Below are 11540 nucleotides of genomic sequence, written 5' to 3' on the forward strand. Positions count from 1 at the left end.
CAATGGATACTCACTCTACCCACAAGGCCCTGATCGCGCCCCTGCGCGAGGCTATGTATAAATTCGACGAAGCCGGGGTACGAGATGCGCTGGAGGCGGTAATCGCGCCCGATGCTGCCATCCACATGTTGTATCCATTCGGAGATCTGACCGGCCCGCAGGGACTCTATGACACCTGTTATGCGCCGATACTAAAATCCATGCCCGATCTTGAGCGTCGCGACTGGATCGTCATGGGTGGTCGGACAGAACAGGGCAACGACTGGGTCGGCTGCGGCGGCCACTACTTCGGCACCTTTGTCGCCCCCTGGCTGGACATCCCGCCGACCGGGCATTTGGTCCATATGCGGTTCCACGAATTCTACCGTTTCGAAGAAGGCAAGGTTGTCGAGATCCAGACACTCTGGGATATTCCCGAAGTCATGATGCAGGCGAATGCCTGGCCAATGGCCCCGTCTCTGGGGCTGGAGTTCTGCATCCCCGGCCCGGCGTCTCTGGATGGCGTTGTATCCGGACCGTGGGATGAGGTGAAATCTCTGGCCTCGTGCAATCATATCGTCGACATGCTGAAACATCTTGAGAAACACCCCAGCCAGGGTGGGCCCGAAGTGATGGAGATGGAGCGGTTCTGGCATCCGCGCATGAACTGGTACGGCCCCGCCGGGATCGGGACAGCGCGCGGTATCGCGGGATTCCGCAACTGGCACCAGGTTCCCTTCCTCAACGGAATGCCCGATCGTGGCCAGCACGCTGACGAGATTACCTTTCATTTTTTTGGTGATGGCGACTACGCCGCTGTGACCGGCTGGCCGAACATGATCCAGACCGTCACCCATGACGGCTGGATGGGGATTGCGTCTTCGGGCAAACGGATCACTTTGAAGTCACTTGATTTCTGGCGTCTGGAAGGTGGGCTGATCCGCGAGAATTGGGTGTTGGTCGATCTGCTGGACGCGTATCGGCAATTGGGCGTAGATGTTTTTGCCCGACTGCGTGAGTTCAATAAGGCACGTGTACCGGGCACCATCCCATTCCCGGTCGGCGAGGTCTGATATGCCACATTTTCCCAGCACCCCCAGTTTCGACCTGAGCGGCAAGCGAGCTTTGGTCGCCGGAGCCTCGTCGGGCATAGGCATGGCCTGCGCTGTGGCGCTGGCGGAACATGGTGCTGAGGTCACTTTGGCAGCGCGCCGTGCAGGTGCGCTGCAGGATATTGCAAAAGATATGTCGGCGCAGGGATGGTCTGCCAGGGTTCTGGAACTGGATGTTTCGGACGTGGCGGCAACCGCTGAAGCTGTAGCGCAAAATGGGCCGTTCGATATTCTGCTGAACTCAGCCGGGCTTGCCCGACACGGCAAGGCCGTGGAAACACAGCCTGAAGATTTCGATGCGGTGATAGGGGTCAATGTCAAAGGTGCATATTTCCTGACCCAGGCTGTTGCCAAAGGCCTGCTTGACGTCGGCCGTCCCGGTTCACTGATCAATATCTCTAGCCAGATGGGCCATGTTGGTGGTCGCGAACGCGCGGTTTATTGTGCGTCGAAATTCGCGGTTGAAGGCTTCACCAAGGCGATGGCGCTTGAGTTCGGACCGTCAAAGATCCGGGTTAACACGATTTGCCCCACCTTCATTCTGACGGATCTGACAAAGTCGACTTTCGACGATCCGGATAAGCGGGCCTGGATTCTGGACAAGATAAAACTGGGTCGCCCGGGAGAGATTGAGGACATCATGGGGGCGGTGGTTTATCTGGCCTCGGACGCGTCGGCGCTGGTGACGGGCACGGCATTGATAGTTGACGGAGGTTGGACGGCAGACTGATGGCGACACAAAAAGTTACATCACTAGAAGTTGCCCGTCTCGCCGGGGTCAGCCAATCTGCGGTCAGCCGTGTGTTCACCCCCGGCGCGTCGGCATCGAAAAAAACCGTTGAAAAGGTGCGCAAGGCGGCCAAGGAACTGGGCTATCGCCCGAACGTTCTGGCCCGCGCTGTGGTGTCCGGGAAAAGCCGGATCATCGGGCTTGTCGTGGCCTATCTGAACAACCAGTTCTATCCCGAGGCGCTGGAGAAGCTGACAAACACGTTACAGGAACGTGGATACCACGTGCTGATATTCATGGCTTCGCATGAGTCTGGAAACATCGACAATGTGGTCGAAGAAATACTCGACTTTCAGGTCGAAGGGATCATCGCCGCTTCGGTGGCTTTGTCCTCGGATTTGTCCGACCGCTGCCGAACGGCCGGTATACCGATGGTGTTGTTCAATCGGGCACAAGATGACACGGCAATGTCGTCAGTTACATCCGACAACGTTGCCGGTGGTCGAAAGGCGGCTGAGTTCCTGTTGGCAGCTGGGCACCAAAAGATTGGATATATCGCCGGGTGGGAAGGAGCTTCGACCCAGCGTGACCGCGAAACAGGGTTTGTTGCCGCCTTGCAGAAAGCCGGGGTTACGCTGCACGCCCGTGAGGTAGGAAATTTTTCGACGGAAGAAGCCCGGCAAGCCACGCTGAGGATGTTCGAAGCCGATCCGCCTGATGCTGTGTTTGTCGCCAACGATCACATGGCCATTTCCGTGATGGACACGCTGCGGTTCGAATTAGGGCTGAATGTTCCGGGCGACGTTTCGGTCATCGGGTACGACGATGTCACTGTCGCCTCATGGCCAGCCTACAACCTGACCACCATTCGACAGCCTGCCAATCGCATGGTCACCGAAACTGTCGATATTCTGCTTGGCAAGATTGAGGACCCCGATGCCGGCCCGCGTCGGGTCGAGATTGACGGGCCGCTGATTGTTCGAGGCTCCGCCCGCATACCTGAAGGATGGAAGACATGAAGGGATTTAATCCCAAATTCAAAGACTTTCCCGATTACATAATAGGAATCACCAAAGAAATCTGGGAAGATCGCGGCATTGCGACGCTGCACGACTATTATGCCCCGGACATCGTCGTGCGTTCGCCTGGGTCGGTGGTTGTCGGAAATCAGAATGTCATTGCTGCCACTATGGCGACCCTTGCAGAGTTCCCTGATCGTACACTGTTGGGCGAGGATGTGATCTGGTCGGGAACGCCAGAAGAGGGCATGCTGTCGTCGCATCGCCTTTTATCCACCGCGAGCCATCTCGGTGACGGTGTTTATGGCAAGGCGACTGGCAAGAAACTGATCTACCGCATTCTTGCCGACTGCCACGCAATAAACAACCAGATCAACGATGAGTGGCTCATCCGCGACCAGAGCGCGATCGTGCAGCAGATGGGCTGGGATCCCAAGGAATACGCCCGCGATCTGATCGCGCGCGAGGGTGGGCCAGACGCCTGCGTGCAGCCCCTCACGCCCGCGAACGATAGGCCCGGCCCCTATAAAGGCCGTGGCAATGACAGTGAATGGGGCCAGAAATACGCGGATATCCTGACCCGGATCATGAATGCCGATATGAGGGTGATCGAGGCTGAATACGACCGCGCTGTTCTGTCAGAATATCCCGGCGGCACGACCGGCCACAGTTGGGGGCCGGTTGATAGGTTCTGGATGGGTCTGCGCGCAGCGTTCCCACGTGCCGAATTCAAGATCCACCATCAGATCGGCCGTGACGACCCGATGATGCCACCGCGCGCCGCGATCCGCTGGTCTTTGCACGGCAAGCATGACGGCTGGGGCGTGTTCGGCGTGCCCACAGGGGCCGAGGTCTTTGTGCTGGGCATCAGCCACGCCGAGTTCGGTCCGTGGGGTCTGCGCAAAGAATACACCTTGTTTGACGAAACCTCGATCTGGAAACAGATTCTGCTGAAGACCGGTGATCTCTAGAATGTCGCACCGTATCTCAAATCTGGATGCCGGGCAGGCGTTGCGGCGGTACCACGCCCATCGCGCCAGCCTGCGCGCCCGGCGGCTGAACAATCGCCCGCCGGGTGGTTTGGATTGATTTCATCAAACCCAAATCAAAAGGAGAAAAGATATGAGTACCATCGAAAGCCGCATCGTCCGTTATGGCGAACTGAAGCCTTGTAAAACCGCGTTCATCGACGCCCACACGCCAGGTTCAGACCAGAAAGAGAACTTTACAATCATTGGCGGCGGCGTCAGCGAAAGCCCGGATCAGCACGTCCACATCACCGACAAGATCGGGTTCAACATCGGCGCAGCGGGGCAACCGCCGAAATGCCGCAACTCACTGCACAGTCACACTACCGCCGAGGTGTTCTTTGTTGCTAAAGGTCGATGGCGGTTCTTCTGGGGTCGTTATGGCACGGCGGGCGAGTTCATCGCTGAAGAAGGTGACATCTTCAACATCCCGACCGGCATCTTCCGCGGGTTCGAGAATGTCGGCCAGGACTATGGCATGATCATGTCGATGTTGGGGGGCGACGATGCCGGTGGCGGCGTGACCTGGGCGCCTCAGGTGATCGAGGACGCGCAGGCCCATGGCCTGGTGCTGGGCAACAATGGCGTTCTCTATGACAGCAAGAAGGGCGAGGAACTGCCGCACAATGTGCAGCCCATGCCATTGCTGACCGAGGAAGAACTGAAAGCCTATCCCGAGGTTCCCGTTGAGGCGGTGATCGGCAAATATGTCGCCCGCTACTGGGACCTGATGGCGCTGGCGGCGGACAAGCCTGCGGTTGTGATCGGTGAAAACGGCCTGATCAAGGACAAGCCAGGGTTCGAGGTTGATTTCCTGACCCGTGGCTCGGCCGTGGCCGAACAGATCAAGGCGGACAAACCCGTGGTTCTGATGCCGGCCAGCGGCCATTGGCGCATCAGGATCAATGAGGTCGAGACCACCCTGTCCAACGGCGACACCGCACTGGTTCTGCCCGGCGAAAGCTACAGCGCCGAGCCGTCGATGACCGGAGAAGCGGGGCTGTATCGTATCACCGCAACCGACGATCCGGCAGGCGCGACCTGGACGGGTGTATAAAGCCAAAATTGCGTGTCCCGGTTTCATTCGGGGCGCGCTTAGCGCATCCAGCGCCGGGTTTCCGGCCCGGTGCTGGATCAAGATTTGGAAGGAGATGAAGACATGACCCGCGTTTCAACCACCCATGTGGGAAGTCTGCCACGAAATCAGAAGGTCGTTGATTTCATCTTTGCTCGCGAGCGAGAGGAACCGTTCGATCAGGCTGCATTTGACGCCTGCATGACCGCTGCCGTGTCCGAGACCGTGCGGAAACAAGCCAAGGCTGGGGTAGATATCGTCTCGGACGGTGAGACCTCAAAGATTTCTTACGCCACTTACGTCAAGGACCGGTATACCGGTTTTGCAGGTGACAGCCCGCGCAATGCGCCTGCGGACCTCAAAATGTTTCCCGGATATCTGCAACGTCTGGCGGATGATGGCGGCACGCCCCAATATGCACGGCCCATGTGCGTGGGCGAGGTGCGCTCAATAGGGCAAGTTGAGCTGCAGAAGGACATAGACAATCTCAAGGCGGCGATGACCGAACACGGGGTCGCGCGCGGTTTTATGAACGCCGCCAGCCCAGGGGTAATTTCCCTTTTTCTGCAGAATGACTTCTACCCAACGCGCGAGGCCTATCTGGCCGCGCTGGCCGACGCGATGAAAGAAGAATATGAGACCATCATTGGTGCGGGTCTGGATTTGCAGCTGGATTGCCCGGATCTGGCCCTGTCGCGGCATATGCTGTTCACCGATCTGTCCGACGACGAGTTCGTGAAAATCGCCAACATGCATGTTGAGGCATTGAACCACGCATTGCTAAATGTCCCAGCCGACAAGGTGCGCGTCCATATCTGCTGGGGCAATTACGAGGGGCCACATTGCTGCGACATCGGCATGGACAAGGTGTTTTCGACGCTGATGTCCACCAAATCTCGCTATGTACTGTTCGAAACCTCGAACCCGCGCCACGCGCATGAATGGACGGTATTCCGTGACCGCAAGGGTGAAATTCCGGATGACAAGGTTCTTGTGCCCGGTGTGGTGGACACCACGACCAATTTTGTCGAACACCCGGAACTGATTGCTCAGCGTATCGAGCGGTTTACGAAAATCGTTGGACTTGAGCGTGTAATCGCCGGATCGGACTGCGGCTTTGGCACCTTTGCCGGCTTTGGTGCGGTAGATCCGGATATCGCCTACGCCAAGTTGGGCGCACTTGCCGAAGGGGCTGCCCTGGTCAAATGACGCCACTTGTCCTCCTGCCCGGAATGATGTGCGATGCGCGGTTGTTCGCTCCGCAGATTGACGCTTTATCAGGCAAATACCCGATCCTGTGCCCACCAATCGGAGGCCATGAAACGATGCAGGCGCTGGCCGCCGATGTGTTAGTCTATGCACCCAAACGCTTTGCTCTGGCGGGGCTCTCGATGGGCGGCATCGTGGGAATGGAAATCCTGCGTCAGGCACCGGACCGTGTGGCTGGTCTGGCATTGATGGACACGAACCCACTTGCTGAATTGGACGAGGTCAAAGCAACGCGCAGCCCTCAGATTGAGGCCGTCGGACGTGGCAACCTGCGCAAGGTTATGGCCGAAGAGATGAAACCGAACTACCTGACGGACGGTCCGCGCCGCGCCGCCATTCTGGATTTGTGCATGGACATGGCCATGGATCTTGGCCCGGACGTTTTCGTCAATCAATCCAAAGCCCTGCGTGATCGCCCTGACCAGAGCAACACTCTGCGCAACTTCACCGACACAGCACTCATTCTCTGTGGGCGCGACGATGGCCTGTGCCCTGTCTCAAGGCATGAGTTGATGCACGAGCTGATGCCACAAAGCCGGTTGGAGATCATCGAAAACGCCGGCCACCTGCCGACATTGGAACAACCGCAACAAACAACGGCGGCCCTGATCCGCTGGCTGGAGATGATATGAACCAATCCTTGCTGGACCTGCTGAAAAAGGTCGACACTCCGACTGTTTGTAACGCCATCGAAGTGGCGCAGGGCAAGCGCGGATTCAGTGAATTTACCTGGGGCACGATGTTGTGTTCTGATCCCGATGCGGGGGCGATGGTGGGATATGCCCGTACAGCGAAGATCGCTGCTGTGAGCCCGCCGTCAGAACCGCCTGAGGTGATCCGCCAACGTCGGATGGACTATTACAGGCATATGGCAAGTGGGAGTGGCCCGGCTGTCACCGTGGTTGAGGATCTTGATTATCCAGATTGCGTCGGCGCCTTTTGGGGCGAGATCAATACGACGGTCCACAAAGGCTTTGGCATCAGCGGCGCTCTGACCAACGGCGTGATGCGGGACCTCGGCGACCTGCCGGATGGATTCCCGGTAGTTGCAGGGTCTGTCGGGCCAAGCCACGGGTTTGTGCACGTAAAAGAGATTGGCACACCGGTGACAGTTTTCGGCCTTGTGATCAAGGATGGCGATCTCGTGCACGCGGACCGGCATGGCGCGCTGGTTATCCCGCCCGAAGTCGTGGGCAAGCTTGAACGGGCGATCATCAAGTTGCTTGAAACCGAAAAACTGATTCTGAATCCCGCCCGCGCAACCGGGTTCGATTTCGATGCCTTCGAAAAAGCATGGGCGGCGTTTGAAGCCTCTCGGACTTAAACTTGGGACCGTCTGGGTCTTCCGCAAGTTTCTTCGAGAACTGAAAGGATGGAACTGGAGAGGCGATTATCCTACCAGTTGGATAAACTGCTGAAACGGGCGGAGCCCAGGCGTGAATTGACCTTTGCGGATTATGTTGACCGGCATTGCCAAGTCATCAGAAGTGGATTGGAATAAGCGTGAGACCGCGCAATCAAGCCGATAGCCCGGTAGCATAACCTTGCCACAGCTTGAACGCGTCGGCGCTGACATGGCGGTAGGAGAGAGTGGAAAGGCGATAGCGGCGGGGACGAAAGATCGTATTGATTTGGTTATGGGCGACGAGAAATCGTTGCTCTTAGGTTAGTGATTTGAACCGACCCATCATCTTTTCCCGCTTTTGCGTCGGCCGGTGTGACCCTTCGATCCGGTTGTTGAGCCCCTTGTGCGCCCGATGGTCGGCGCCCGGCGCGATGACCTTGAACGGCTTGGTATATAGCTACGCAGCTTGTCCGTGATAACGACACGTGGTTCGCCATAGGCAACAACAAATCGACCGAAAAAACGCTTTGCGGCTTTGGCATTGCGGCGAGGCTGGATCAGAATGTCGAGTACATCTCCATTGCCATCGATTGCACGCCACAGCCAATGTTTCACGCCGTTGATCGGGACGACCTCTTCGTCCATATGCCATTTGTCGTGCGGCTGGGGCCGGTCTCGTCGGATACAATCGGCAAACTGAGACCCTAAACGGTTCACCCAAAGGCGAATGGCTTCGCGGCTGAAGATCACGCCGCGCTCCCCCAACAAACCCTCCACATCTGCCGAGCTGAGCGCAAACCGATGATATGCCCACGCCGCATAAGCGACGATTTCGCGAGGAAAACGGAAGCCTTTCAGCCGCAGCAATGAAGTCGGTATGGTCATGTTACGCGCTATCCGAAAAGGACAGCGCGATCAACTTGGCAATGCCTGTTGCTCAATTCCTAGTTTGTGGGCCACGAGAATTGTTGACAAGGCCGTTATGCAAATGCTGTTTTCGTCAAAACCAAAAAGGTCATCATCCCCAGCGGTGGCAGGGTTCTTTGCTCTCCGACGGTCAGTACATCCTCTTGCAATACTGTGTCGATTTCGAAATCAGAATGCCAACCAATTGTGTTTGCAAGCGGGGCAAAAACCCGTTCAAGGGAAGCAATCAAACCCCGCTTTCGTTGGAAGTGGTTGGTGATTACCACTCTGCCGCCCGGTTTGCAGACCCTCGCTATTTCTGCCATCACCCTTTCCGGTTCGGGAACGACGGACAGCACATGCATCGCCGCAACCGTATCGAAGTGGTTGTCCGGAAAATCAAGCGAGCGGGCATCCATTTGCCGCAGCTCCTCGACGTGACTCAGTGATTGGGCTTCCACTTTGTCGCGGGCCTTTTTCAGCATCTCCTCGCTGAAATCGATCCCTGTCACCTGCATCTCGGGCTTGTAGTGTTCCAGTGACAGACCAGTGCTCACGCCGACCTCCAGTACTTTGCCCGGGTGTCTATTGATATAGTCAACCGCGTGCTGCCGCCCAACACAGGTGATGGCTCCAAACGTCTTGTCATAGACGGGCGCCCATCGAGCATAGGAGTTTTGAACGGCTTTTATGTCCATATCAGGTCCTTAACGGTTAGAAGAGACTTCCTTGCCACGCCAGGCCCAGGCAACCGTTCCCACATATCCAACGCAAAGCGCGATCAGCGTGACCCAGGGATAGGTCAGCAGCGCCGCGCCAACAACAGCGACCCCGATGAGAAAGTATTTTGCATTCTCGCGCGAGATCCGCGTCGTCTTGAAAGACCAGGTTGGTATCCGGCTGATGAGCAGCAGACCGATGACCACCATGTAAAGACAAATCAATATGCCGGGCAGCAGCGGGGCATCTGCAAAAGCGAAGGAAACATACATTGGCAGCATCACCAACAGCGACCCCGCAGGGGCCGGGACCCCTTTGAAATAGGCATCGTTCTGATCACAGGCTTCGGATTTGCTACCCACGTTGAAACGGGCAAGGCGCATCACGCAGCATACCGCATAAAACAGGACGGCAAGCCACGCTGCGTTTTGAATATCCTGCAAGGCCCAAAAATGAAGAACGAGCGGCGGGGCCACTCCGAAGTTCAGAAAATCTGCGAGTGAATCTAGTTCCGCTCCGATTTTGCTGTCACTGCTGAGCAGGCGCGCAATACGCCCGTCCAACCCATCCAGCACGCAAGCAGCAATAATGAGCTGCACCGCAAGCACGTAATTGCCCTGTACACCAAATCTGATCGCCGTCAGGCCCGCGCATATAGCTGTTATGGTCAGCGCATTGGGCAACAAATGGATCAGCGCGAACCCGGTCTCTTCCTGCTTAGATGGTTTTGCCACAGATCCCACCACCTATTTTTGTTCAGGTGTGCGCAAACTAGCTAGGACGGTTTCGCCCGCAATCATCGTTTGCCCGACACGCACCTGTGGCACGACACCATCAGGAAGATAAACATCCAACCGAGATCCGAACCGGATCAATCCAAACCGTTCTCCGGTTTGCAGCTTGTCACCGGGTTTTACGAAGCAGACGATCCGTCTGGCAACTAGGCCCGCAATTTGGACAACAGCCAGATCCTGACCGTTTGCCATACGAATACGCAAGCTGTTGCGTTCGTTGTCGGCACTCGCCTTGTCCAGGGATGCGTTGAAAAACTTGCCGGGGCGATAGGCAACAGCGGCAATCTCACCTTCAACTGGCGTTCGGTTTACATGGCAGTTGAAGACGCTCATGAACACGCTGACACGGGTAAGCGGCGCGTCGGGCATCCCAAGTTCGCTCGGAGGTACCGCTGCTTCGATCAGCGAAACCACCCCGTCCGCCGGGCTGACGATCAAACCCTCTTCCGTCGGCGGCACCCGTTCCGGGTCGCGAAAGAAATAGTAACACCAGATCGTGAGACCGACGCCAATCCAACCCAGAATGTCAGAAAGTAAAAACAGGCCGACAGCTATTGCGGCAAAGATTGCGACAAACCGAATACCTTCAGGGTGCATCGGTTTGATGAACGTATCGCGCATGCGCATCGCAAGCTTTCCCCCGATAAATTTATTGCACTTTCATAGGAGGATTGGTGAGGAACGCAAGTGTGACGAGCGCAGTCAGTTCATCCTTTGACGATATCTGATGCACAAACCTGTTTCGGCCAGTGCCGTCGCTTCTGGCCGACGATGCGTCCCTTGTTCCAGGTTGGTCGAAATGTGCGGACGGCTGGTAAGTTTGGGGTCGTTTACTCTGATCCACCAATCCGCCATCCTCTTCCAAGTGGCAATCCAATTTTACTGAACGCAGTGAGCCTCCCCAACTGAACTGGTCCACCGTTATGTTTAGGAAACGGAGGACCACGAATGGCAAACAAGCGACCGAAGCCGGAAGAGATTGTCTCGAAGTTGCGACAGGTTGAGATATTGATGGGGCAAGGCATGTCCCGCCTGGATGCAATCCGGCAGATTGGTCTTGTTGAACAGACCTATTATCGCTGGAAGAAAAAGTACGGCGGAATGGGTACGGATCAGTTGAAGGAACTCAAGCGCCTTCAAAAAGAGAATGAGCGTCTTCGAAAGGCCGTCTCGGATCTTACCCTGGACAAACTGATCCTGACGGAGGCGGCCAAGGGAAACTACTGAGCCCCGCCCGTCGCCGTGCCTGCATCAACCATGTGCGCCGCAAACTGCGTGTCTCAGAACGCCGGGCGTGTCGTGTCCTGAAACAGCACCGATCCACACAGCGAAAGCTGCCGAAAGGTCGAACTGATGAGAAGCGCCTGGTGGCGGACATGATAGAATTGGCCCGCCAGTATGGCCGCTACGGTTATCGCCGGATCGCGGCTTTGCCGAGAGATGCGGGCTGACAGGTGAATGACAAGCGCGTCGAAAGGCTTTGGCGGACCGCGTTGCACGAATAGCGCTTGGGCCGCATTTGCCCCTTTCCCCGGTTCGTTATGCGACACGTTCATAGGTCGC

At 56.8% G+C, this 11540-nt stretch carries 11 protein-coding genes and 3 pseudogenes; 9 read left to right on the top strand and 5 right to left on the bottom strand.

The genetic code is table 11. The features are described 5' to 3' along the window. Positions 1-2 precede the first annotated feature (2 nt). The 8 genes from AC2FLU_RS14130 to AC2FLU_RS14165 all read left to right on the top strand — a co-directional run bounded on the left by AC2FLU_RS14130 (position 3) and on the right by AC2FLU_RS14165 (position 7536). Positions 3-1052 carry an ester cyclase gene (locus AC2FLU_RS14130; protein WP_496808229.1) on the top strand — a complete coding sequence of 350 codons (1050 nt, stop codon included), beginning with the start codon at positions 3-5 and terminating at the stop codon, positions 1050-1052. A 1-nt stretch (position 1053) separates the two neighbouring features. Further along, positions 1054-1821, top strand: a complete 768-nt coding sequence (locus AC2FLU_RS14135; protein WP_480520782.1) for an SDR family NAD(P)-dependent oxidoreductase — start codon at positions 1054-1056, stop codon at positions 1819-1821. Then, complete coding sequence (locus AC2FLU_RS14140; protein WP_480477938.1) at positions 1821-2840, top strand: LacI family DNA-binding transcriptional regulator; 1020 nt, start codon at positions 1821-1823, stop codon at positions 2838-2840. Before AC2FLU_RS14135 ends, AC2FLU_RS14140 begins: the two co-directional genes overlap by 1 nt. After that, positions 2837-3811 carry a nuclear transport factor 2 family protein gene (locus AC2FLU_RS14145; protein ID WP_480484715.1) on the top strand — a complete coding sequence of 325 codons (975 nt, stop codon included), beginning with the start codon at positions 2837-2839 and terminating at the stop codon, positions 3809-3811. Before AC2FLU_RS14140 ends, AC2FLU_RS14145 begins: the two co-directional genes overlap by 4 nt. Positions 3812-3962: 151 nt before the next feature. Beyond that, positions 3963-4925, top strand: coding sequence for a cupin domain-containing protein (locus AC2FLU_RS14150; protein ID WP_496812018.1), 963 nt, complete (start codon positions 3963-3965; stop codon positions 4923-4925). A gap of 102 nt (positions 4926-5027) precedes the next feature. Next, entirely contained in the window at positions 5028-6152 is a 1125-nt protein-coding gene (locus AC2FLU_RS14155; RefSeq protein ID WP_480477944.1) for a cobalamin-independent methionine synthase II family protein, read from the top strand. After that, positions 6149-6844, top strand: coding sequence for an alpha/beta fold hydrolase (locus AC2FLU_RS14160; RefSeq protein WP_480607614.1), 696 nt, complete (start codon positions 6149-6151; stop codon positions 6842-6844). Before AC2FLU_RS14155 ends, AC2FLU_RS14160 begins: the two co-directional genes overlap by 4 nt. Further along, complete coding sequence (locus AC2FLU_RS14165; protein ID WP_496808226.1) at positions 6841-7536, top strand: RraA family protein; 696 nt, start codon at positions 6841-6843, stop codon at positions 7534-7536. The genes AC2FLU_RS14160 and AC2FLU_RS14165 overlap by 4 nt, the downstream gene beginning before the upstream one ends. Positions 7537-7602: 66 nt before the next feature. Here AC2FLU_RS14165 and AC2FLU_RS14170 read toward each other — a convergent pair. From AC2FLU_RS14170 to AC2FLU_RS14190, 5 genes and pseudogenes are all read right to left on the bottom strand, one after another. Then, positions 7603-7677: pseudogene (locus AC2FLU_RS14170) on the bottom strand (IS6 family transposase); the annotation flags it as partial. Positions 7678-7729: 52 nt separating this feature from the next. Further along, positions 7730-8442 (bottom strand): annotated as a pseudogene (locus AC2FLU_RS14175) (IS6 family transposase). Positions 8443-8537: 95 nt separating this feature from the next. Then, positions 8538-9161 (bottom strand): class I SAM-dependent methyltransferase, encoded by a 624-nt coding sequence (locus AC2FLU_RS14180; RefSeq protein ID WP_496812019.1) that lies wholly within the window; start codon positions 9159-9161, stop codon positions 8538-8540. A gap of 9 nt (positions 9162-9170) precedes the next feature. Then, on the bottom strand, positions 9171-9917 hold the full coding sequence (locus AC2FLU_RS14185) for a CDP-alcohol phosphatidyltransferase family protein (protein ID WP_496716519.1): 747 nt from the start codon (positions 9915-9917) through the stop codon (positions 9171-9173). Between the two features lie 12 nt (positions 9918-9929). Beyond that, positions 9930-10604, bottom strand: a complete 675-nt coding sequence (locus tag AC2FLU_RS14190; RefSeq protein ID WP_480477954.1) for a phosphatidylserine decarboxylase — start codon at positions 10602-10604, stop codon at positions 9930-9932. 321 nt (positions 10605-10925) lie between these two features. Between AC2FLU_RS14190 and AC2FLU_RS14195 the strand changes: the two are divergent. Further along, positions 10926-11425, top strand: a pseudogene (locus AC2FLU_RS14195) (transposase); the annotation flags it as partial. Positions 11426-11540: the final 115 nt, after the last annotated feature.

This window comes from Ruegeria sp. SAZD013 (genome assembly GCF_059612525.1).

Bases quoted from the DNA above. Each gene is read 5' to 3' on its own strand.
- AC2FLU_RS14130 (WP_496808229.1), top strand. From the start codon at position 3: ATGGATACTCACTCTACCCACAAGGCCCTGATCGCGCCCCTGCGCGAG.
- AC2FLU_RS14135 (WP_480520782.1), top strand. From the start codon at position 1,054: ATGCCACATTTTCCCAGCACCCCCAGTTTCGACCTGAGCGGCAAGCGA.
- AC2FLU_RS14140 (WP_480477938.1), top strand. From the start codon at position 1,821: ATGGCGACACAAAAAGTTACATCACTAGAAGTTGCCCGTCTCGCCGGG.
- AC2FLU_RS14145 (WP_480484715.1), top strand. From the start codon at position 2,837: ATGAAGGGATTTAATCCCAAATTCAAAGACTTTCCCGATTACATAATA.
- AC2FLU_RS14150 (WP_496812018.1), top strand. From the start codon at position 3,963: ATGAGTACCATCGAAAGCCGCATCGTCCGTTATGGCGAACTGAAGCCT.
- AC2FLU_RS14155 (WP_480477944.1), top strand. From the start codon at position 5,028: ATGACCCGCGTTTCAACCACCCATGTGGGAAGTCTGCCACGAAATCAG.
- AC2FLU_RS14160 (WP_480607614.1), top strand. From the start codon at position 6,149: ATGACGCCACTTGTCCTCCTGCCCGGAATGATGTGCGATGCGCGGTTG.
- AC2FLU_RS14165 (WP_496808226.1), top strand. From the start codon at position 6,841: ATGAACCAATCCTTGCTGGACCTGCTGAAAAAGGTCGACACTCCGACT.
- AC2FLU_RS14180 (WP_496812019.1), bottom strand. From the start codon at position 9,161: ATGGACATAAAAGCCGTTCAAAACTCCTATGCTCGATGGGCGCCCGTC.
- AC2FLU_RS14190 (WP_480477954.1), bottom strand. From the start codon at position 10,604: ATGCGCATGCGCGATACGTTCATCAAACCGATGCACCCTGAAGGTATT.